Source organism: Sheuella amnicola, from assembly GCF_010499255.1.
GTDB lineage: Bacteria > Pseudomonadota > Gammaproteobacteria > Burkholderiales > Burkholderiaceae_B > Zwartia > Zwartia amnicola.
The window spans coordinates 186,333-208,606 of sequence record NZ_JAAGRN010000006.1 but is presented as its reverse complement, the minus strand read 5'-3'; the positions used below and the strand labels follow the sequence as shown (position 1 = coordinate 208,606).

25 protein-coding genes are annotated in these 22,274 nt (G+C 55.3%); 8 read left to right on the top strand and 17 right to left on the bottom strand.

The features are described from left to right. The first annotated feature begins 217 nt into the window (after positions 1 to 217). Positions 218 to 694, top strand: a complete 477-nt coding sequence (locus tag G3I67_RS10775; RefSeq protein WP_235931858.1) for a hypothetical protein — start codon at positions 218 to 220, stop codon at positions 692 to 694. Positions 695 to 883: 189 nt separating this feature from the next. Here the strand turns inward: G3I67_RS10775 and lysC are convergent, their stop codons facing one another. From lysC to G3I67_RS10695, 17 genes are all read right to left on the bottom strand, one after another. Beyond that, a complete protein-coding gene (gene lysC / locus G3I67_RS15200) occupies positions 884 to 1,126 on the bottom strand; it encodes an Rz1-like lysis system protein LysC (RefSeq protein ID WP_446033326.1) in 243 nt (80 codons plus the stop codon). Continuing rightward, on the bottom strand, positions 1,020 to 1,376 hold the full coding sequence (locus tag G3I67_RS10770; protein ID WP_163655170.1) for a hypothetical protein: 357 nt from the start codon (positions 1,374 to 1,376) through the stop codon (positions 1,020 to 1,022). The genes lysC and G3I67_RS10770 overlap by 107 nt, the downstream gene beginning before the upstream one ends. Further along, positions 1,373 to 1,585, bottom strand: coding sequence for a hypothetical protein (locus tag G3I67_RS10765; protein ID WP_163655168.1), 213 nt, complete (start codon positions 1,583 to 1,585; stop codon positions 1,373 to 1,375). The genes G3I67_RS10770 and G3I67_RS10765 overlap by 4 nt, the downstream gene beginning before the upstream one ends. A gap of 16 nt (positions 1,586 to 1,601) precedes the next feature. Further along, positions 1,602 to 2,114 carry a glycoside hydrolase family 108 protein gene (locus G3I67_RS10760; RefSeq protein ID WP_203583612.1) on the bottom strand — a complete coding sequence of 171 codons (513 nt, stop codon included), beginning with the start codon at positions 2,112 to 2,114 and terminating at the stop codon, positions 1,602 to 1,604. Beyond that, positions 2,111 to 2,338: a hypothetical protein gene (locus G3I67_RS10755; protein ID WP_163655166.1), complete on the bottom strand. Its 228-nt coding sequence runs from the start codon at positions 2,336 to 2,338 to the stop codon at positions 2,111 to 2,113. The genes G3I67_RS10760 and G3I67_RS10755 overlap by 4 nt, the downstream gene beginning before the upstream one ends. A gap of 121 nt (positions 2,339 to 2,459) precedes the next feature. Next, complete coding sequence (locus tag G3I67_RS10750) at positions 2,460 to 4,118, bottom strand: RCC1 domain-containing protein (protein WP_163655164.1); 1,659 nt, start codon at positions 4,116 to 4,118, stop codon at positions 2,460 to 2,462. Positions 4,119 to 4,130: 12 nt separating this feature from the next. After that, positions 4,131 to 4,844 (bottom strand): RCC1 domain-containing protein, encoded by a 714-nt coding sequence (locus G3I67_RS10745; protein WP_163655162.1) that lies wholly within the window; start codon positions 4,842 to 4,844, stop codon positions 4,131 to 4,133. A gap of 83 nt (positions 4,845 to 4,927) precedes the next feature. Then, a complete protein-coding gene (locus G3I67_RS10740; RefSeq protein ID WP_163655159.1) occupies positions 4,928 to 5,116 on the bottom strand; it encodes a hypothetical protein in 189 nt (62 codons plus the stop codon). Next, positions 5,116 to 5,718 (bottom strand): hypothetical protein, encoded by a 603-nt coding sequence (locus G3I67_RS10735; protein ID WP_163655157.1) that lies wholly within the window; start codon positions 5,716 to 5,718, stop codon positions 5,116 to 5,118. Before G3I67_RS10735 ends, G3I67_RS10740 begins: the two co-directional genes overlap by 1 nt. Positions 5,719 to 5,803: 85 nt before the next feature. Beyond that, complete coding sequence (locus tag G3I67_RS10730; protein ID WP_163655156.1) at positions 5,804 to 6,283, bottom strand: hypothetical protein; 480 nt, start codon at positions 6,281 to 6,283, stop codon at positions 5,804 to 5,806. Positions 6,284 to 6,309: 26 nt separating this feature from the next. Continuing rightward, a complete protein-coding gene (locus G3I67_RS10725; RefSeq protein WP_163655154.1) occupies positions 6,310 to 6,711 on the bottom strand; it encodes a hypothetical protein in 402 nt (133 codons plus the stop codon). Between the two features lie 44 nt (positions 6,712 to 6,755). Beyond that, on the bottom strand, positions 6,756 to 7,217 hold the full coding sequence (locus tag G3I67_RS10720) for a hypothetical protein (protein ID WP_163655152.1): 462 nt from the start codon (positions 7,215 to 7,217) through the stop codon (positions 6,756 to 6,758). 103 nt (positions 7,218 to 7,320) lie between these two features. Beyond that, entirely contained in the window at positions 7,321 to 7,746 is a 426-nt protein-coding gene (gp17, locus tag G3I67_RS10715; RefSeq protein ID WP_163655150.1) for a tail completion protein gp17, read from the bottom strand. A 24-nt stretch (positions 7,747 to 7,770) separates the two neighbouring features. Next, entirely contained in the window at positions 7,771 to 8,292 is a 522-nt protein-coding gene (locus G3I67_RS10710) for a hypothetical protein (RefSeq protein ID WP_163654806.1), read from the bottom strand. Continuing rightward, positions 8,292 to 8,693 carry a hypothetical protein gene (locus tag G3I67_RS10705; protein WP_163655148.1) on the bottom strand — a complete coding sequence of 134 codons (402 nt, stop codon included), beginning with the start codon at positions 8,691 to 8,693 and terminating at the stop codon, positions 8,292 to 8,294. Before G3I67_RS10705 ends, G3I67_RS10710 begins: the two co-directional genes overlap by 1 nt. Before the next feature lie 221 nt (positions 8,694 to 8,914). Continuing rightward, on the bottom strand, positions 8,915 to 9,424 hold the full coding sequence (locus G3I67_RS10700) for a hypothetical protein (protein ID WP_163655146.1): 510 nt from the start codon (positions 9,422 to 9,424) through the stop codon (positions 8,915 to 8,917). A gap of 37 nt (positions 9,425 to 9,461) precedes the next feature. After that, entirely contained in the window at positions 9,462 to 9,803 is a 342-nt protein-coding gene (locus tag G3I67_RS10695; RefSeq protein ID WP_163655144.1) for an ADP-ribosylglycohydrolase family protein, read from the bottom strand. 159 nt (positions 9,804 to 9,962) lie between these two features. On the opposite strand from G3I67_RS10695, the gene G3I67_RS10690 reads away from it, so the two are divergent. Genes G3I67_RS10690 through G3I67_RS10660 form a run of 7 tightly spaced genes read left to right on the top strand, consistent with a single transcriptional unit; the run spans position 9,963 to position 22,273 of the window. After that, a complete protein-coding gene (locus tag G3I67_RS10690) occupies positions 9,963 to 10,868 on the top strand; it encodes a helix-turn-helix transcriptional regulator (protein ID WP_163655142.1) in 906 nt (301 codons plus the stop codon). A 1-nt stretch (position 10,869) separates the two neighbouring features. Then, complete coding sequence (locus G3I67_RS10685) at positions 10,870 to 12,948, top strand: RecQ family ATP-dependent DNA helicase (protein WP_163655140.1); 2,079 nt, start codon at positions 10,870 to 10,872, stop codon at positions 12,946 to 12,948. Further along, entirely contained in the window at positions 12,945 to 14,333 is a 1,389-nt protein-coding gene (locus G3I67_RS10680; protein WP_163655138.1) for a DNA-processing protein DprA, read from the top strand. The genes G3I67_RS10685 and G3I67_RS10680 overlap by 4 nt, the downstream gene beginning before the upstream one ends. 58 nt (positions 14,334 to 14,391) lie before the next feature. Beyond that, positions 14,392 to 16,896, top strand: a complete 2,505-nt coding sequence (locus G3I67_RS10675; protein WP_163655136.1) for a type I restriction-modification system subunit M — start codon at positions 14,392 to 14,394, stop codon at positions 16,894 to 16,896. Continuing rightward, positions 16,889 to 18,187 carry a restriction endonuclease subunit S gene (locus G3I67_RS10670; protein ID WP_163655134.1) on the top strand — a complete coding sequence of 433 codons (1,299 nt, stop codon included), beginning with the start codon at positions 16,889 to 16,891 and terminating at the stop codon, positions 18,185 to 18,187. The genes G3I67_RS10675 and G3I67_RS10670 overlap by 8 nt, the downstream gene beginning before the upstream one ends. Further along, positions 18,187 to 21,516 (top strand): type I restriction endonuclease subunit R, encoded by a 3,330-nt coding sequence (locus G3I67_RS10665; protein ID WP_163655132.1) that lies wholly within the window; start codon positions 18,187 to 18,189, stop codon positions 21,514 to 21,516. The genes G3I67_RS10670 and G3I67_RS10665 overlap by 1 nt, the downstream gene beginning before the upstream one ends. Positions 21,517 to 21,520: 4 nt before the next feature. Beyond that, positions 21,521 to 22,273, top strand: coding sequence for a M48 family metallopeptidase (locus G3I67_RS10660; protein WP_163655130.1), 753 nt, complete (start codon positions 21,521 to 21,523; stop codon positions 22,271 to 22,273). The last annotated feature ends 1 nt before the right edge of the window (position 22,274 follow it).

Sequence of the window (22,274 nt, the reverse complement as noted above, 5' to 3'; positions counted from 1 at the left end):
AGTCGTTTAGGGCCAGATAGAGTCAATGCACGCCATGCTTCTCTATTACAACTTATAGAACCTTGCTCTTTAGACTGTGAGTTAAATTTGAGCTATCTCTCATATAAATCCAATGATTAATTGACGTCATTTCAAAACAGTATTAACTTTAAACTTCAATCAGGGTTTTCAAGGGGCCCGTGAGATGAAAAACATATTTTTAACCGCGGCAATTTCCATGGTTATAGTCACTGGCGTGCCTGTGAATGCCCAGCCGACAAACACCTCCGACAAGAGCGCGAAAGCGCAACATGAAGCACCCGATGTCGTCGAGTTCGACAAGCAGGTTGCCCAAATTCAGGAAAACATTAAGACGATGCAGGCGCAGATGGACAAGGTCCGTCAGACGCAGGATCCACAGGAAAGGCAGAAATTGCTTCAGGATCATTGGGTAACCATGCAGAACAACATGAGATTGATGCAGAGCATGTGGGGTCAGGGCATGATGGGCTGTTGTGGGGCTAGTAACACATCCGGAGGATGGCATATGGGTAGCACAGGCATGATGGGATGGCATGGCATGGGGGGGTATTACTCGCGGCTCACACCTGAACAGCTTAAGCAACGTCAATACATGACGGACCAATACCTTGGCATGCAGCAACAAATGATGAATCACATGATGTTTCAACAGAACTACATGATGGGTCGGTAAAGTCGCCATATTTGTCTAATATGCCGTATATGACGGGCTTAGGCTACTTTTCTGAAAGAGAGCTTCAACTAAGATAACCCAAATGCTCGTTTTATCGATCTCGGACTTTTCTTGAAAGTTTGTTGAAAATCACTTAAAACTGACCCAGGGGATGTGTGGCCAAAAACTGAGGGCAAAGAAATTGATGATTTAACGTGGTTCAAGGTAGAGGAGCAAAGCTTCAAGTTTATTAGCGCATTCACCATACATAAAAGTTAAGCTAATGTGTGTCGTTAGCAGATCATCCCAAGATTTCGAGTTGAAAGTGGCTAGAGATGGGCATGGTTTATTTAAGTTTGCTGGAATTGGCGGCCGAGATGGCGGCGTTGAGCTCGCGCAGCCGCTCAGTATCAATAATGCAATCGCTGGAGAGAGGTTTTTCAATAACGACACGGTTATACCTTTCGATGATTTTGGGTTGAGCCTCGCGCAGCCCAGATAGCTGCGCTTCGAGGTTTTGGGATAAACCTTGCAACCGAAATGACTCTGATTTAAATGATTCGAGATCTGCGAGATGACGAATGTTTTCAGCGGCTTGGTAGCCCACGTGAAATTGATACTTTCCGTAGCCCCATAGCCCCGACATGCCAGCGACCATGGCAAGTGCGATCAGAATGTATCGGTTGGTTAGTAGTGCAATCATTTCACCCCCTGTTGCCAACGGTCATCGACCACGGCTCCACCAATATAGGCAGTCACGACCATTCCAACAAAAACATAAAAGGGTGGGGCAATCTGTCCGAGTTGAGCTGATTCAGTGACGAGTATGAGTAGTGGAAAAAGGAGTCCCGCAAGCATAGAGAGCCAGGCCATCTTGCGGCGGTTACGCCAACGATCAGATCGATTAGTCATGAGTTTGCATCCGCATTTAGTTATCCTCTGCCGCATAAATAAGATTTTCGGCTCCCCGATTAGTCCAGCCCCGTCCATAAATATCGAACTTTTGAAGCGATGCCCAAAACTTCAAGCGATAGGCTAGAAACCGCAGCAACACATCATTGGGATCCATGCGATTGAGTGCCGCTTGAGATATCGCACCCCACTCTCCATCATCGGCCACCTTCACAGCACGCTGTAAAAAACGAATCGCGTTACTGCGGCCATGATTGACTGACGCATCAAACAGTTGAAATTTGATCGCGGGGTGGGCCTCGCCACAAACATCCCAAAAGTCACGCTGATAGATGGCCTTTGCCTTATCAAGAGAGAGGTTTTTAATATCGAGATATCCGTAGGAGCTTGCCGCAATCCCAAACTTGGTGCCTTTTAATTGCCCCACACCTGGTGCACCACCAGTCCAATTGCCCGAGTCGCGTTGGTCATCGCTAAAGCCCCCTTCATGTGAGATCAGACGATCAAAAGCATCATTAAAAGTAATCATCTTTTCCAAAACTCATTCCAAAGCACTGCAATAGCTGAGCACACGCCTGTAATCCAAAGGATCGGCTTGGCTATCTTTCCCATCACTTCAAGAACAATGAATGCGCCTTTTGCAGCAGAAAAGGCAGCGGTGACTTCCTTTGTGTTCTCATCGATGCGATCGACCTTGTCCTCTACTGAGACGAGTCGTTCGTAGATCTCTTTATGGGTGATTTCTTCGTCCATGATGTTCCTTAGTAGTTATGTATTTAGTATTTGATGTGTGCAGATGTAAAAAAACCGCCTTCTGGCGGCTAAATGTGGCTGGTGGAATAAGTGCGTGTTTTTTAGGGCGTGTTTCGTTTAATCAAAATACAACCGGCATCGGTGTCCAGGTCGATTCTGAGTCGTTTTCAGGTAACTGAGATCCTCCGGCATATCCTGTTTGCCAGACCTGACCATCATCCAGAAGTAACGCAATGCCTTGTTGGCTAGAAGTGCCTAGTGCGCAGATGTCTGTGACCAGGCGATTGCCTGTGAGCATGGTGTTGACAGAGTATCGATTGGTCGTATCTCCCACACCTAACGCACCGTTGCCGTTATATCCCCAGACTCGTACCTGACCGTTAGTGAGAAGCGCTGCGCCAAAGTTGTAAGAGCCAGAACCTCCTCGCACGGCTTTAACTAGAGTTCCTCCAAGCGGGATCTGAGTAAAGGTCGCAGTTGTTGTGCCCGCTGGTGAGACGCCATTGGCCCAGTAATCTCCATATCCACAAGCCCAGAGCGTGTTGTCTGTTTTCTTGATATAGGTGACAGGGTAGTCGTAACCTCCAAGATAGACATCTGCAACGCCTGTGCCCACAGCCATAACAGGGGTTAACTGTTGAGCGTAATTACCATTACCCAGCTGGCCGTATTGGTTCGTACCCCACGCATGTAAATTGCCCAGGCTATCGAGGGCCATGGCATGAAGGTAGCCAGCAAACACCTTGACGATTGTTTTTCCACTTAATGAGCCGCCAGTGCGAGGCATGGCAATCGTTGAATTGGTTGTGGTCCCATCTCCCAGCTGACCATCCCCGTTATAGCCCCATGAGTAAAGAGTTCCGTCACTCTTTACGGCATAGCAGGACTGATACGCTTCGCGTCCTGCGGCGAGTTGCGTAATTCCTGAGAGTACGGGCAATTGCACAAAGCGGGTTCGATAGGTGGTATCACCGTGCCCCAGCTGTCCATATCCGTTGTATCCACAGGAGTGCACGGTGCCATCACTACACAACACTAATGAGCTATTGGCATTTTGTTCACCACAGGCAAGCGCCACTTGAGTGACCGTTTTGCCATAAATCGAGTTGGCAGAATCTGCACTGGCGTTAAAAGGCACGCGTTGCACGTTCGTGTTGCCATTGGCGCATTGACCGTAATCGTTTAGGCCCCAGATCCAGAGTTGACCGTTATTGTCGATGCAATAGGTATGCGTTTGGGCTGTGTAGTAAAGTTTTGATGCACCCGGAAACCCGGGAGGAAAAGCCGCACGCGCAGGGTAGGAGCGCGAATACTCAGTTCCGTCTCCAATCCTAAAGTTTGAATTTTGACCCCAGGCGCGCACGCTCCCATCGGTCATGATGACACCCATTGTGCGGTATAGATTCGATTGGGTGTTGGCCGTATTTTCTGGAAACCTTAATGCCTTGGTACCCGATCGGATTTCAGGTGTCGCCCAGACGGGTAGCCCCGTTGGTCCCACTGTTAAGACTTGACCAAGCGTGCCCGCGGGCAGCGCCACGAGTCCCGTGCCATTGTTATAAATAATTTGCCCGGAACTATTAGAAATTCCGGTGCTTCCCTGGGCAAAGAGATCCCAGGCGGGCGATGCATCCGTGGGAATGACGCCCAAGGTGTTATCGAGCACGCATACAAAACTGTCCCCGTTATAAGAAACCACGTCCTGCTTCATATAGGTGGTACTGGCGTTGTAAGTTGATCGCCACGTAAAGGCGATTTTGCCAAGCGAGATGGTTGTCATCTGTTGATTCCTTTAAAAAATGATGGGTGAGGGAGCAAAGCGACTTTCTTTGTCGTCATCCCCGTCCATGGAGTACGCGCCATACCCGTTGACCATGACTTGACCGTCGGTGGTCAGGCAATAAAGAGCGCCCGAGCCTGCACCGAAATAGCCGGAGACACTAAAGTCAACGACTGTTTTATCCAGGAGCAAAAAGGAGTTGGGCGCATTCGGTGTGAGGTTGTTGCCATTGCCAACCTGACCTGATCCTCCAAAGCCCCAGACCACGACTTTGCCATCGCTTCGCAATGCCACCGCAGTCTGATAAGTTGAGTAGCCGTAGAGGCGCAGCTTGGTGACATTGGTGAGGTAACTTCCACCGAGTGTTTCCCAGGTATTTCTGGAAACGCCGGAGCTTCCACCAATATATTGACCGTTGTATCCGGTCCATTTCACCGTGCCGTCATTCATGAGTGCAAGACTCATGTGGTATCCCGCAGCTACAGCTTGCGCGTCTTTGACGCCATCCAGGCATTTGATGGGGAAAATCGTGTTGCCTTGAAACGATGCAGGACCATAGCCAATCCCAAAGCCATCTCCGACATAACCGCCCTGATCACCCCACATCCAAAGCTCACCGTTATCCAGTACGGCTCCATATCGACGATAAGTCCCCGCGCCGTCCCACGTTCCAGGCGTCTCGCAGGAGAAGATCTTTTTGACGGTCTTATTCCAGCCCCAAGGCATGACGGGCTGGTGGGTGGAGGAGTTTGATGTCAGGAGCGAAGAGTTAGTCTCTCCCGCAGCATACAAAATCCCATTCGTTCCAATTAAAAAGGAAGCCGCATAAATTCCACCTGTGACATAGATGTCTTTGATGCGGTATCAACCAAATCTGCTACATCGTTTGTCTCTGAAACAAACGCATCCAGTGCACCAATGAGGGCAAAGGCCTTACGGTTAAATTCCGATGCCCCATCGGTTGGAAGGGGGGCTGAGGGTAGAGGGGTAATGGCCATCAGGTCAATCCTTCAATTTCTAATTCAAAATCCGCATAGTCCGGGTAACTAATCAGTGCTTCAAAGTTCTTGTAAAACCCGAAGAGCGTGGTGGACTCGTATTCAGTACTCCCGATCCATAAGCAGGGCGTGGCGCGAATCTCGGTTAAAAAGAGTTGAAACGCATCGACTTCGCTTTTCTCAATGAGTAGATTGAAGTTGGCTCGTTTAGCAAACGCTCGGCGCACAAGAATCGTGTCCCCGAAATCGTTTGTCTCTTTTCTGGAGTAATCCTGAATCCCGACTCGCGCGCCAAGCTGCACCCCCAGGCCAAAGGATCGTTCCTGTCCAATCAGAAGAACGCCCACAGAAAGGTCCGCGCCTCCCAGCAACTCGAACTTAATGACGCCATCCCCATAGGAGGGCAAATCTGTTTGAATGTTTTGTGTTGGTACGGTGCGCGCGCTATAGAACCAGCTCCACCAGTCTGAACCTGTGGGCAGAGCCGAGAGGTCAATCGTTTTGGCGTAGACGATTTCTAATGCACCAGAAATCGCGCTATACATCGTGACCTTGATCTCAGTCGCGTTGTTTAAGTTCAACGCTGCAATCGTATTGATCACCTGCCCAGGCTCCAGGACATAAGTGATATTGTTGGGCTGCGCAGTCGAGGTACTGACTGAGGTATCAAATAATGCCCAAGGTTTGCTACTTGCATGGATGAATCTCTGTTGAGCTATTTGCGTTTGACTGTTTTGACTGACTAGACTGCGCGAGCATGAAGGCTTTGAATTGCCCGACCACTTTCTTTTGAATCACATCGCGATCAAGTTGATGTAATGAATGATGTAATGGATCGCCATATGGTGCCGGGCACTCAGGTTTGGATGCCTCATGCAGGCTTGCGATGTACTGCGCAGACATCTCGCGCAATACCGCAAACTCCCAGGGCGCAAGCGTGACGCAACAACCTTCTTGCCAGGCAATGAGTTCAAGCGCACTTAATCTGACAGCTCCCATTGCACCTGACCCCACGAGCCCAATGTCCTGCCAGTAGCTAAGTAGGTACGAGACCTCGCCCACCTCTGGCAAGAGAGGTTCACCGCCCTGAGCGATGATTTGCTCGGCGCGATTAAGCTGCGGGTCGGAATCCCGTCGGACAGATTTGTCTTGAGGAGTCGCGTGCATCCAGCCCAATTGACGGGCATAAAGGATTAGGGCTTCTCGCCAACCCCAAAGAAGTTTCCCGCATCCCCTACAAAGGTGCGCACCTGGTCCGCTACGTATTTGAGCTTAGGCTCACGGTAAATCGCATCGATTCCGCCAGGGTAGGGGAAGTTCTCGATTCGCTCGGTAATCGCAACCAGGAATTTGGCATCTGCGTCTTTATCCTCAGCTTCCTTTTTGCCTTTATTGCCAATGGCGGCCATCACACGCTTAGCCGCCTCCTTTTGCATTGCCTCATTGGCTTTCGTAAAGCGAGCGGTAGCCGGTCCATGGACATACACGCGCACAGGACTGCCTTGGTAGAGCATAGGCTCGCCATTGGGCAGATCGAGCTCCACCACAGACGTTTCAGCCAGAAAGAAGCTTGAAAAATCTTGCGTCTTATTCATTTGTATTCCTTCGCGGATTTTAAGAGCGGTCATGAGGGCTGACATCAGGCAAAGAGGTCTTCAACGATGCCCGCACCGTTGGCGCTCGTCGTTAACTCAAGCGAGCACGAGGCAGTCGTGATGTTGTCCACCGATCCGATATTGACTTTCCAGGACATGACTTTGGCTTGAAAGAAATACTTGTCGCCATTCTGTGTTTCAACGCGAAACGTGTAGTTGTTGTCCGAAAGGCTTGCCGCTTTCATGAGGATTTGACCGGCATCATCGGTATCCAGGCCAATTGAGAGCGTAATAGAGCCCTCGTTAAATGAGCCTTTGAACTTTTGTGTGCCACGTGATCCCACGGGCTGGTGGGTCACAAGCGAATACTCGCGACCAAATTCACCCAGATCGGTGATCTCTCCTACTGGGGTGTAGGTGAGTGCCCCATATCCCGTTACATCAAAGGAGGCAGGGGTGGCCGCGGATACTTTAAAAATGGTTCCCGCACTGGTACGAACTGTCATGATGATTTCCTCATAAAAAAATACCCACAAATTTGTGGGTTAGAAATAAAAATGCCCGCCACCAGTCGCCTGGGCGGGCACGACTCACCTGCGCGCAGCAGTATTAGTCTGTGGAAAATTCCACGAAATTTAATAAGTAGTCATAGGGTTGAGTCCAGAGGCCTGCATCGGTGTCTTTATCGACCGGCCCCATCAAGTCGAGTCGACAGGAGATGACCTTTTGATCCACCACAATGGTTTGGTGCTTAAAGTCAAGCGCGGCACGCACTGCTTCATGGATGGCTTTGACTTCGCCAATGGTTGAGGCCAATGGGTTGATTTGTATTCTGGCAAGTGCTCGCTGCTCACCTATTTGGTAATTCAAATTGGGGGTGGGCTTACTGTCAATAACGGTGTAAACAAGCGCCGGCATCGGGGTGTTGGGCGGCAGTTGTGCAAGCGCCCGGCGGTTACCCACCAGCGCAACAACGGCGGGGGTGTTGAGCATGATGGCAATAATTAACTCTGCATTGATGGAGCGGGTACTCATGGGGCGGTAATCATGGATGGATACTTATGGGTTTAACTTTTTAATCTCTTTAGGCAGTCGCACTCTGATGTAATCGGCAAAGGCACGAATGGCCCGGTCGCTACTTGCATCAAAGGCGCTTCGCATAAACGATTGTGGTTTGATGCCAGGATGCACAATCACTTCTCGCATGACTCCCGCAAAAAAGAGACTTTTTTTGTTCTTAGGCCTGATCTCGTAGGGTTGTTTCTTAGACTTTGAGCCTGTGCCCGTGTAATAACTGCCCGTTCCAAACTCAATGAGGTGCGCGTACCAAGCCTCTTTGTTGCCTGCGATCAGATTGGCTCTGACCCATCCGTATTTCTTCTCACTCTTGCGAACAAAGCGGATTCGCACGCTCTTGAGCAACGCACCGGTGCGGATATTACTCTCGAACGTTGGCGTTGCGAAGGGATTGGACCAAAATTTCTTAAGCTGAAGCTCCCTGGCCGAGTACTTTATCGGCAAATAGATATCGAGGCCTACGAGGAGTCGTGTCTGTCCACGTCGACCAAATCTTCTGGCCACTAGACAATACGAATGTTCCTGGATCTTCGCCAGTCTCTTTCCCAAAGCCCATACATTTCAATTATTTTGATGACTTTTCGATAAAGTTCGGAGCCAAGGTAATTTTTGACATAGTTGTCAATAAAGATTGTTTCGTGAAGATCTCGTAGTTCAAAAAAAATCTTTTTTTGACTGTCAGATGATTTAATCGAAAATTTTTCGCTAGCAACGTGTTTGACTAAACTTTCTAGGTATTTCACACGCGATCGAAAGTCCGGATCAATTGCTTGATCATTGGGAACTGAGCAAACAAACTCCTCTCTATTATCCTTAGATGGAGATACTTCATTGTGAGGATTTGGGTCTGGATAGAAAGGGCCATAATTTGATCGTTTTATTTTTTCGAAATCGCGTTTGGTCATTTTTTCAACTCCTGTTTTTCTCTAATCTTTGACTTTTTTACTTACATGTTTGTGCTCAGCGCCTTAGAACCCCTGCGAACGCAAGCTGGAAGGTGCGAAATCCAGTCTTCTTTTACTTCGGCAATGCATTCAGTACAGCCTGGGCAAAATCACCCGCCCAATACTTCATGCAGGACGCCAGTTCAATTTCCCTCCGAAGAAGTTGAACCCGAGCCCATATCTCAGTCTGATGCCCATAGTCGCTCATTGTCCTGAGTCGCCGTCCAGAAGTCATCGAACAGCGCCAGCTTGGCTTTGTTTACCGTCGGGTACGTACTCGGACCGAATCGGTCCCCGATCTTGTAACCCCAGCGCCCCGTCTTAGTTGGATACACCACCAGGTTGTAGCCTTCAAGGTTGAGGAAGCTGTTGCCCTTGGCCGACCTCCGCCAAGTACGTTGCAGCCAGCGGGCCCGTCGTGCTGCCCTATTACGCAGCCTAGACTCCCGTCGCTTGGGCCCCAAGAAGTCGTCGGTCATCTTCTCGGCACAGACACACCCGACTTCGAAGTTATCGTTGAGATCCGTGTGATGCATGATGTGGACGAAGCGGATCTTCTCGTTGCCGCACATCTGGCAGGTCGCATAGTCAGTTTCGTCTGCCGACTCGCCGTCGGCCCGCAGGTCGACCACGTCCACGCAGTGCCACCCCTTGTGTGGCACGCCCGGCTGGTCCCATCGATTTCCACTCATGCCAAATCACTCCATCTCAGAATCCCAGGTACTTCCGTCAGATCCGCTGGTTTAGCTTTTTGTTGTCACTGTACTCACCGATTCTCCACTCTTTGAATGCGTAGAGGTCTTCCGCCAGTTCGGTGATGACGTCACGTAGTTCGAGCGGATTCAGCCACTCGGCATAGATAGCCTTCATGCCATGCATTGCGCCTAGCAGGTTGCAGACGATCGCTGCGGTTGAATCGGAATCGCCATCATGGTTCACGGCCAGCGACAGTTTCTCGTTTTCGAGCAAAGTCGACTTCAGATTTAATGCTGGAACGAGGTACGCGATGTTCGGTAGCCCGAACCGCGCCAGCGTTTTTGGCGTGAAGTGAAGCTCTGGGAAATTTTCCATGGCGCCACTGCTGATCCTTTTCACGTTGCGCGGCTTGTGGTTATCACAATGCAGTGCATACACAAATTAAAATGAAGTCATGGACGGATTTTAAAGCAGACCATATACTTTCTGCAATATCCCGTACAAGTATTTGCTAACCCGAACGAGCCAGCCAAGATGTCGAACGAACCGCTTGCAGATTTAACCCAGCCACAACGCGACCGGCTCGCGTTCGTGGAGTTGCGAGTGCGCTTCATAGGGGAAATACGCCGTCAGGACTTGGTCACACGGTTTGGCATCCAGTCCGCTGCCGCATCCAGAGATCTGGCGCTGTACAAGGAGTTGGCCCCAGGCAACATCGACTACGACTCCAAGGGCAAGTCGTACGTCCTGGGGCCGAAGTTTCGCCCCGTATTCGACTTCCCACCGGAGCGGGTGTTGTCGTGGCTGACCCAGGGCTTTGGCGATGGTGAGCCGATGCGGCTCAAGGCATGGGTGGCTAGCGAGAGCCCTTCGCGGTTAACGCATCCGGATCTAGATGTGCTGGCGAGCGTAACCCGGGCGATCCATCAGGAATGTCCGCTAGGAATCGAGTACCACTCCATCTCTAGTGGTCCCACCGAGCGGAAGATCGTCCCGTTCGCGCTGATCGACAACGGCCTCCGTTGGCATGTCCGAGCTTTCGATCGGAAGTCCCAAGAGTTCCGGGATTTCGTCATCACCCGGATCAAGCACCCGGTCCTTATGGGGGATGCAGATGTGCAGCCCCATGAGCGCAGTGATCAGGACATCCAATGGACCCGGATAGTGGAGTTAGAGCTAGTGCCGCACCCGGACCAGCCTCGCCCTGAAATTACGGAGATGGATTACGGCATGGTTCGCGGATCACTGCGGATGAAGCTGCGTGCTGCCACCGCCGGATACATCTTGCGGCAGTGGAGTGTGGACTGCTCTCCGGACCACAGTCTGCGCGGTTATGAATTCAGGCTCTGGCTGAAAGATCACCTGGCGCTGTACGGCGTCAAGAACGCTGTGTTGGCGCCGGGGTACCGCTCGCCCGACCCAAACAAGGAAGAGCAATAACGTGGCCTACGACCCAAAACGCGCGCTGGAACTTCTCCGCATCGGCTCCGGACGCGCCGATGCCACTTTCCGCGACGGCCAAGAAGATGCCATTCGTCACATCGTCGACGGCAAAGGCCGCTTGCTGGTCGTGCAGAAGACTGGGTGGGGTAAGAGCTTTGTCTACTTCATCGCGACCAAGTTGCTGCGGGAAGCTGGAGCCGGCCCTGCGTTACTGATCTCGCCGCTGCTGGCACTGATGCGAAACCAGATCGCAGCGGCAGAGCGGATGGGGGTTCGCGCCGCCACCATCAACTCCGACAACATGGATGACTGGACGGCAGTCGAGGGCAAGCTGGCCAAGGGAGAGATCGACATTCTCTTGATCTCGCCGGAGCGCCTGGCAAACGAGCGCTTTCGGACGCAAGTTATGGCCGGCATCGCTGCACAGATCTCGATGCTGGTAATCGATGAGGCACATTGCATTTCCGACTGGGGCCACGACTTCCGTCCTCACTATCGCCTGTTAGAGCGGATTGTCAAAACGCTGCCGCCAAACCTTCGCTTACTCGCAACCACGGCAACAGCGAATAACCGCGTGATGGATGACCTTGCTGCCGTGTTGGGTCCGAAGTTGGAGGTTTCGCGTGGTGACTTGAATCGGACTTCGCTTTCCCTGCAAACTATCCGCATACCCAGCCAGGCCGAGCGCCTTGCCTGGCTGGCAGAGCAACTGGCCACGCTGCAGGGCCACGGCATCATCTACACGCTGACAGTTCGTGATGCCAATCTAGTGGCGCAATGGCTGAAGACACAAGGCTTCAACGTGGAAGCCTACACCGGTGAAACAGGCGATCGCCGAGAACAGCTTGAACAGGCGCTGCTCAACAACCAAGTCAAAGCGCTGGTTGCCACAACAGCGCTAGGCATGGGTTACGACAAGCCGGATCTGGCGTTTGTCATCCATTACCAAATGCCGGGATCGGTTGTTGCTTACTACCAGCAGGTTGGTCGCGCGGGACGCGCACTGGACTCTGCGTATGGAGTACTCCTAAGTGGTCAGGAAGAGTCTGACATCACCGACTGGTTTATCCGGAGCGCCTTCCCGACCCGACAGGAAGTTGCCGATGTCCTTGGGGCGCTTGAAGAAGAGCCCAATGGCTTGTCCGTTCCGGAGCTGCTGAGTCGACTCAATTTGAGCAAAGGACGTGTCGACAAGACGATTGTACTGCTTTCGCTCGAAGCGCCGGCACCCATCGCTAAGCAAGGCAGCAAGTGGCAGCTCACAGCGGCAACGCTGAGTGAAGCGTTCTGGGATCGAGCGGAACGCCTCACCGCGATGCGGCGAGACGAGCACCAGCAGATGCAGGACTACGTTAGCCTGCCGTTTGGTGAGCACATGGGCTTTTTGATTGGTGCGCTCGACGGCGATCCAAGTGTTGTCAAAGAACCTACCTTACCGCCGCTGCCCGTAACCGTGGATGCTGAGCTGGTAAAAGCTGCCGTCGAATTTCTCCGTCGCACCAGCTTGCCTATCGAGCCGCGCAAGAAATGGCCCGATGGTGGAATGCCCCAGTACGGCGCCAAGGGATTCATCGCCCCTGCCCATCAGGCTGAATCCGGCAAGGCGCTATGCGTCTGGGGCGATGCCGGTTGGGGTGGTTTGGTCCGACAGGGTAAATACTACGACAGCCACTTTTCCGATGATCTCGTTGCTGCGTGCGTGAAGATGATTCATGAGTGGAATCCGCAGCCGAGCCCGACCTGGGTGACTTGCGTCCCTTCACTCCGGCATCCCGAATTGGTACCGAATTTCGCACAACGCTTGTCGGCTGCGCTGGGTCTGCCGTTTCATATGGTCATCGCAAAAACAGACGCAAGGCCCGAACAGAAAACAATGGCAAATAGTACACAACAGGCGCGCAACATAGATGGTTCGCTCGCACTCAACGGTCAGGCCATTCCTCCCGGACCAGTTCTCTTGGTGGATGACATGGTCGACTCGCGCTGGACGCTGACGGTGTCTGCATGGCTGCTGCGCAAAAGCGGCAGCGGCGCGGTCTGGCCTATGGCCCTTTCACAGACGGGGTACGACGAATGACGCCAGTCCTCTCACCCAACACCCAGGCGATTCTGCTGCTGACTGCGCCGCTCATTGCCGGACGAGGCACTGCGTCATCGGATCTGCTCTCGCCCGGCGAATACAAACGTCTCGCGCGTCATTTGCGCGACATCCAGCGTCAGCCTGCGGATCTCCTCTCGCCGTATGCAGCTGAGATCCTGCTTGAGTGTCATCCGGTGATTGACGAGAGCCGCCTGCAGAAATTGTTGGGCCGCGGATTCCTGCTGAGCCAAGTGATCGAGCGCTGGCAGGCACGTGCCATCTGGGTAGTAAGCCGTGCCGATGCAGAGTACCCGCGTCGCCTGAAGGCCCGCATGCGCGAAGACGCCCCGGCAGTGCTCTACGGCTGTGGCGACATGGCTTTGCTCGAAACCGGCGGGCTTGCCGTTGTTGGATCGCGCCATGTGGACGACGCCCTCATCGACTACACCATGGCAGTTGGCCGGCTCGCTGCTCGGGCAGGTAGCACGCTTGTCTCCGGTGGCGCCAAGGGCATCGATCAGGCCGCCATGCGGGGTGCGCTTGAGGGAGGTGGAAAAGTTTGTGGAGTGCTGGCGGACAGTCTGGAAAAGACCACCATGAACCGCGAACACCGCAATCTGCTGCTCGATGGTCAACTGGTGCTGATTTCTCCCTACGACCCAAGCGCCGGGTTCAATGTCGGCCATGCCATGCAGCGGAACAAGCTGATTTATGCATTGGCAGACACCTCACTGGTGGTGAGTTCCGACCTCAACAAAGGTGGTACCTGGGCGGGTGCTGTCGAACAGCTCGACAAACTCAAGTTCGTTCCGGTCTTTATTCGATCGACGGGTGAGTCGTCATCCGGATTGGATGGTTTGCGAAAGAAGGGCGCACTGCCCTGGCCGAACCCGCAAGACGTGGATTCCTTCGAAGATGTGTTTAACCTAGCGATGCCAACGCCGATGGCATCGCCACAGGTTGGTTTTGCGCTGTTTTCGAACGAAGAACCAACGGCGGCCATTCCACGCGACGCTGCGCCAGCGCCTCAGGCCGAGGGGGAGTCATCGGCACCGGTCGACGTTGTTTGCGATGCGCAGCCAACCGCTGAGACATCGGAAAAACTGCCTTCAGTCACAACAGAGTTCGTGGCGTCGATAGACGAGGCCAATGAACCTGCGCAGTCGGAATCGACCCCTGCCGAAGTGATCTTCGCTGCCGTGCGCGCAGCGATTCAGCAACTCTTGAGTTCGCCGATGAAGGAAGCCGGAGTGGCGGCCGCGCTGGACGTGTCCAACGCGCAGGCCAAGGTGTGGTTGCAGCGTCTCGTCGAAGAAGGCGTGATCGAGAAACGGAAGAAGCCAGCAGGTTACGTCGTCAAGCAGTCGAGTCTATTCGAGTGAGCGATGACAAGAAATGCCAGAACAAATCGTTTGACCGAATCAGATTAGGAATGACTCGATGCCCTTAACCCTACCGCAGCTAGAACGCCACCTCTTCAAAGCCGCCGACATCCTGCGCGGCAAGATGGATGCCTCCGAATTCAAGGAATACATCTTCGGGATGCTCTTCCTCAAGCGCTGCTCAGACGTGTTCGAGCAGCGTCGGGCCGAAGTGATCCAGCTCGAAATTGATGCGGGCAAGACGCCCGCCGAAGCAGAAACCTCGGCCGAGAACAAGCGTTGGTACAAGAAGGACGGCTATTTCTGGGTGCCGAAGGAGTCGCGCTATAGTTACTTGCTCGACAACTCGCGGCAGGCCAACGTCGGCAGCCTACTGAGCAAGGCGCTGGCCGGAATTGAAGGCGACAACGTCAGCCTATACGACGTACTGGAGCACATCGACTTCACCCGCAGGATCGGCCAGAGCAAGATCCCTGATATCAAGCTGCAGCAACTCATCACGCATTTTAGCCTGCACCGTTTGCGTAATGAAGACTTCGAATTCCCCGATCTCCTCGGTGCCGCCTACGAATACCTGATTGGCGAGTTCGCCGATTCGGCGGGCAAAAAAGGCGGCGAGTTCTATACGCCACGATCGGTGGTGCGGATGATGGTGCGGCTGATCAAGCCTGAGCTCAAGCATGACATCTACGACCCGTGCTGCGGCTCTGGGGGTATGCTGATCGCGGCCAAGGAATACATTGACGAGCACGGCGAAGACGGCCGCAAGGCCAACCTGTTCGGACAGGAGTTCAACGGCACCGTGTGGTCCATCGCCAAGATGAACATGCTGCTGCACGGCATCAGCACCGCCAACCTGCAAAACGAAGACACCCTGGCCGAGCCGCAGCACGTCGAGGGTGGCGAGTTGATGCATTTCGACCGCGTGCTCACCAATCCGCCGTTCTCTATCCACTGGGGGAATACCGAGAAGGATGCTTACGGCAATGCCGCCTGGAAGCCCAAATTCGAGGCCGAGCGCTTCCCCTACGGGCAGGTGCCGCTGGGTGCCAAAAAAGCCGACCTGATGTTTTTGCAACATATGCTGGCCGTCACTCGTGACGGGGGCATGGTGGCCACGGTGTTGCCCCACGGCGTGCTGTTCCGGGGTGGCGAGGAAAAAAACATCCGCGCCGGCATCATTGAGGACGACCTGCTCGAAGCCGTCATCGGCGTCGCGCCCAATCTGTTCTACGGCACCGGCATTCCGGCCTGCATTCTGGTACTGCGCCAGCGTGTGCAGAACGGTGCCAACCGTGTCAGCGGCAAGCCCGCCGAACGCCAAGGCAAGGTGCTGTTCATCAATGCCGACCGCGAGTTCTTCGAAGGCCGCGCCCAGAACTACCTGCTGCCTGAGCACATTGAGAAGATCGTCACCACCTTCGACGAGTTCCGCGCCATCGACGGCTTCTCGGCCATTGTGGAGAACGCCACGCTCAAGGCCAACGACTACAACCTCAACATCCGCCGTTACGCCGATAATGCGCCGCCGCCCGAGCCGCATGACGTACGCGCCCATCTGGTGGGCGGCATCCCCAAGGCCGAGGTGGCCGACAAAGCCGGACTGTTCAGCGCCCACGGGCTGAACCCGATGGACCTGCTGGTGGAGCGCGACGCCAAGTATTTCGACTTCGCGCCGGACCTCGACAGGCGGCAGGCCCTCAAGCCGACCATCGAGACCAATGCCGGCCTGGTTGCCAAGGAAGCGGCCATCCGCACCGCGTTCGAGCAATGGTGGCAAGACCACAGCGCCCGTATTACGGCACTCTCGGGGCAGATGGACAACGCAGCCAGTCTGGTGGCCCTGCGCAACGACCTGCTGGCCAGCTTCAGCCAGAGCCTGGAGGCCATTGGTCTGCTCGACCCTTTCCAGGTGCGCGGCATCGTGGCCGGTTTCTGGTACCAGACCAAGTACGACTTCCTCACCCTGATGGCGCGCGGCGCCAAGGGTGTGGCCGACGCCTGGCGCACCAGCATCGTCACCGCGCTGGAAGATAAGGCCAGCAAGGAAAGCCCGCTGGAGCACAAGCTGGTCAAGTTCCTGATGAGCGATTTCGTCGAGGCCATCACCGAGCTGGAAGCCAAGAAGGCCGAACTGGACAACCAGATCAAGGCCGCTAGTCCGAAAGATGCCGAGGGCGAGGATGGTGAAGCCGCCGAGGCAGCAGAGGGCGATGCGGACGAAGAAAACGCCGTGGACGAAGCCCAGCTCAAAGCCTGGAAAAAGGAACTTACCGCCGTCAAGAAGCAGCTCAAGGCCAAGAACAACAGCTTCAAGCAGCACATTGGCACTGCTGTTGAGGGGCTGACGCCCGAAGCCGCCGCCGACTTACTACTGAGCATCTTGCACAACGACATGCAGGCCATTGTGGATCGCTACATGAGCGCGCAGCGCAAGCAAATCGTGGCCACTTTCGAAAACTGGTGGGATAAGTACCGGATGACGCTTACCGAGATTGAGGGCAAGCGCGATGAAGCCGCGAAGGCGCTGCAAGGTTTCTTGAAAGGGTTGCGTTATGTCTGATTGGCGCGAGGTCCGCATTTCCGAACTTTCAACTATCGACATTGGCGGTACACCGTCACGAGCTATTCCTTCATTTTGGGCAGAAAAATCGGCCGGTTACGCTTGGATATCGATCGCAGACTTGAAGGGGAAGTACGTTTGCGAGACCAAAGAGCACATCACAGCTCTCGGGGTTCGGTCTAGCAATGTGAAGCTGATCCCTGCAAACACGACGGTGATGAGTTTCAAATTGACCGTCGGTCGCACTGCAATTACAGGCATAGAAATGTTCTGTAATGAGGCGATAGCGATTTTTCAACCAAAAGACGATCGCTTAAACGGGCAGTGGCTGTATCACGCGCTTCCGAGGGCAGCCACGAGCGTTGTTACTGATACTGCGGTCAAGGGCGCAACGCTAAACAAAGCCAAGATGGCGGAGATGACTCTGAATCTTCCGCCTCCAGAAGAGCAAGCCAAGATTGCCCAAATCCTCGACACCCTCGACACCGCGATCCACGAAACCGAGGCGATCATTGTCAAGCTCAAGGCCGTCAAGCAGGGCCTGCTGCATGACCTGCTGACGCGTGGCATCGATGCCAACGGTGAACTGCGCCTGCCCCAGACCGAGGTGCCGCATCTCTACAAGGAGTCACCGCTGGGGTGGATTCCGAAGGAGTGGGATGTCGTCACACTGGAGTCGGTGTCCAATACGGTGACCAGCGGTTCTCGAGATTGGGCCCGCTTCTATTCGGACAGCGGTGCGTTATTCGTTCGCATTGGCAATTTGACGCGCGAGCACATCAACTTCCGCTATGAATCGACGATGTATGTGCGTCCACCACGGAACGCGGACGGGCAGCGGACACGGCTAGAGTCTGGCGACATTCTGATTTCCATTACGGCCGACCTGGGCATCATCGGCGTTGTTCCAGATGGATTGGGCGAGACCTACATCAACCAGCACATTGCACTGGTACGCCCGGACCTTGAGGCGGTCAATTCGCGATTCGTTGGCCATTACCTGGCTGGGCCAGTTGCACAAACCTACATCAGCAAACTGAACGATGCGGGGGCAAAAGCTGGACTGAACTTGCCGACTATTCGGGGTTTGGTGACGGCAATGCCACTTCGTCCCGAACAAGATCAGATTGCCGCACGCTTGGATGAAATCGATAACCGCATACAGAACGCGACGACTGAATCCGCCAAGCTGCGAGAACTCAAGGCTGGCCTAATGGACGACCTGCTCACTGGCCGCGTCCGCGTTACGCCACTGCTGGCCGAAGCTGCACAACAACAAGGGAGCGCCTGATGGGCTGGGAACTCGAAGATGTCGAAAAACCATTCGTAGCCCAATTGCAGGCTCTCGGTTGGACGCACATTGAAGGCAGCATTGACGATCCGTCGGTGACTGGCCGCACCGGCTTTGCCGAAGTGATCCAAGAAGTGCTGCTACGTGAAAAACTTTGCGCGCTGAACCTTGGTCCTGATGGCGCGCCCTGGCTGGACGAGGCGCGGCTGGATCAAGCCGTATCTGCCATCAGCCGTCTGGGCACGCACAAGCTGATGGAGGCCAATGAAAAAGCCACCGCCCTGTTGATCCGTGGCCTGACCGTGGACGGCCTGCCCGGCTGGGACGGCGGGCGCGGCCAGACGATCCGCTTTATCGACTGGGACTCCCCGGCCAACAACCGCTTCACGGTGATCAACCAGTACCGCGTCGATTGTCCGCCAGGCTTCAATAGCGCCAAGCAGTTCATCGTGCCCGATCTGGTGCTGCTGGTGAACGGCATTCCGCTGGTGGTTGTGGAATGCAAGAGCCCGTCCGTGCCTGAGCCGCTGGCCGAGGCGGTGGACCAACTGCGACGCTACAGCAACCAGCGGAAGGCTGCGTTCGAAGTAGATGACAACGAGGGCAACGAGCCCCTGTTTGCCACCAACCAGTTGCTGGTGGCCACCAGCTTTGACGAGGCACGCGTGGGATGCGTGGGCGCAGCCTTTGAGCACTACGCGCAGTGGAAGACGGTGATCGGTCCGGAGGGTTCCGGTAGCGAGATTGAGGTGGCGCAGACGCTGGGTAAGGCGGCAATTTCCGAGCAGGAACGGCTGATTGCCGGGCTGCTGGCCCCCGCACATTTGCTGGATGTGGTGAAGAGCTTCATGTTGTTCATGCAAGCAGGCGGTCAGACCATCAAGACGGTGTGCCGCTACCAGCAGTACCGGGCGGTGAACCGAGCGATTGTGCGCCTGAAAACCGGTCAGACGCGGCTGCAGAACAGTGAACACGACAAGCGTGGCGGCATCATCTGGCACACCCAGGGTTCGGGCAAGAGCCTGACCATGGTGTTCCTGGTGCGCAAGATGCGCGCGGATGCTGACTTACGGCGCTTCAAGGTCATCGTCGTCACCGATCGTAAGGACTTGCAGGGCCAGTTGTCCGTGACCGCCACGCTGACCGGCGAGGTGGTGGACGTGGCTGAGAGCACCAACGGTGTGAAAGCGCTGGCTTGGCGCAAAGGGCCGGGGCTGATCTTTGCCACCATTCAGAAATACCGCGACCCGGACAGCGCGGGTGATGCGCCGTTGACGGCGGACGATCTGCCCAAGGTGGAGGAACCTAAGGCCGTCTATGGCAAAAACGACAAATCTGACGAGAGGTTTGAGGTACTGAACGAGGATGACAGCATCCTCGTGCTGGTGGACGAGGCGCACCGCACCCAGGCGGGGGACCTGCACGCCAACTTGCTGGCGGGCCTGCCCAACTGCGCACGCATTGGCTTTACCGGCACGCCGATCATCATGGGCGACAAGAAGCGTACCCATGAGATCTTTGGCGAGTTCATTGACCGCTACACCATCAAGGAAGCCGAGGCCGATGGTGCCACGGTGCCGGTGCTCTACGAGGGCCGTACAGCCAACGGTGCGATCAAGGACGGCGCCAGCCTGGACGAGCTGTTCGAGGACCTGTTTCGCCAGCACTCGCCGGAAGAGCTGGAGGCGATCAAGAAAAAGTACGCCACCAAGGGCCACATCTTTGATGCCCCGGCGTTGATCGCCGACAAGGCGCGCGACATCCTTCGCCATTACGTCACCAACATCCTGCCCAACGGCTACAAGGCGCAGGTGGTGGCCTACAGCCGCTTGGCGGCAATTCGTTATTTCGAGGCCCTGCGTGTCGCCCGTGATGAGTTGCTGGCCGAGGCCCACGGGCTCTCGCCCGAGGACAAGGCGCTGGATGACGAGGCGCTGTGTCAGCGTCCTGTGAGCGTGCAGGCGGTGGTGCAGGCATGGCGCTACCGCGACACGCTGGCGCGGATTGAATTCGCACCCATCATCTCGGGCAGCAACAACGACGACCCGGCGTGGAAGCAGTGGACCGATGGCGCGGCACACGAGCAGCTGATCAAGCGCTTCAAGAATCCGCTGTTCCATGTCAAGCCCGAGAAGACCGATCCGCTGGCCTTCCTGGTGGTGAAGTCGATGTTACTCACCGGCTTTGATGCGCCGATTGAGGGCGTGATGTACCTCGACCGCCCGATCCGTGAGGCGGAATTGCTGCAGGCGATTGCCCGCGTCAACCGTACCGGCTTTGGCAAGCGCTGCGGCATCGTGGTGGATTACTACGGCGTGGCGCAGCATTTGAAGGAGGCGCTGGCGGCCTACGCCGATGAGGACGTGGAAGGCGCGTTGGCCAGCCTGAAGGACGAGATGCCGGTACTGCGCGACCGGCATCTGCGCGTGGTGGATCTGTTCCGCCAACGGGGCATCGAATCGCTGGAGGACAGCGAAGCCTGCGTCGAGGCACTGCGCAATGAGAAGTTGCGGGCCGAGTTTGCCGTCAAGCTCAAGGCTTTCTTGGGATCACTGGACACGGTGCTGCCGCGACCGGAAGGCTTGCCCTATTCCGGCGACGCCAAGCGCCTGGCCTACATCTACGCCCGCGCCCGCAACCGCTACAAGGATACTCCGGTACTGGGCAAGGATGTCGGCGCCAAGGTGCGCAAGCTGATCGACGACCATGTGATCTCGCTGGGAATCGACCCGAAGATCCCGCCGATTCAGTTGACCGATGCCCAGTTCGACACGCACGTGGCCCGGGCCGCGAACGACCGCGCCAAGGCGTCCGAAATGGAGCACGCAATTCGCTCGCACATCCGCAAGCACACCGATGAAGACCCAGTGCTGTACCGCAAGCTGTCGGAGCACTTGAACGACATTCTCAAAACGCTGGGCGAAAAATGGAACGAGGTGATCTCGCAACTGCAAAAGATCATCGACGAGCTGCGCACGGGCAAGGCAGGCAGTGCCGATGCGCCAAGCGACTTGCCCGAGCATTGCGCGCCCTTCCTGCGCACCGTTCTGGACGTGGTGTGTGCTGGCCAGACGCCAACCGCAGCCGAGTTGCTGCGATTGAAGGATGTGACCGTGGAACTGGTGGACCTGCTGGTGCAGGAACTGCAAGGTAACCGCGATATCTGGAGCCCCCATAAACGTGCGGCTCAGGAAGACCTGAACACACAACTGTTCGAGCACTTGATGCGCCTACGGCCACCCTTGGTGGACACTGACAAGGCGGGTGTGCTGACAGACAAGTTGATGGAGCAGGCGCGCGCCAGTCACGACAATCTGGTGCAGGTGTAAATCCATGCTGGCGTCCCTGAAATCTACCAACCACCACGTGGACAGCCGTGGAGCCGAGGCAGAGGCTTGCATCCAGGTGGACGACTTGCAATTCACGATACGGCGCAGTGCCCGGCGCCGGACGATGCAAATCACGGTCGAAAGAACGGGGGAACTGATTCTGAGCGCACCGCCCGAGGTGGGCATCGACCAACTCGGTGACTTTGTCAGCGAGAAGCGCTTCTGGATCTATACCAAACTGGCCGAGAAAGACCGGCTGCAACGCAAAGTGCCGCGCAAAGAGTTCGTTGGCGGCGAGGGCTTCCTGTACCTCGGGCGCAGCCATCGGCTGAAATTGGTCGATGACCAAGACTTCCCCTTGAAGTTAGTGAATGGCCGCTTTGCGCTGCGCCCCGATGCGCAGGCAGGCGCACGGGAGCACTTCATCCGTTGGTATAGCGAAAAGGCTCGGGTCTGGCTGTCGGGTAGGGTGGCCGACTACCAGTCACGCATGGAGGTGGCTCCGACTGGCGTGAAGGTGCAGGACCTGGGCTATCGCTGGGGTTCTTGCGGCAAGGGCGATTGGCTTTACTTCCACTGGAAAACAATCTTGCTGCCCGCCCGCATTGCGGAATATGTGGTGGTGCACGAAATTGCCCACCTGCACGAGCCACACCACACTCCTGCCTTCTGGCTGCGCGTTGAGCGTGCAATGCCGGACTATGCGCAGCGGAAGGCCTGGCTGGCCGAACACGGAATTGATGTTGAGGGGATATAAG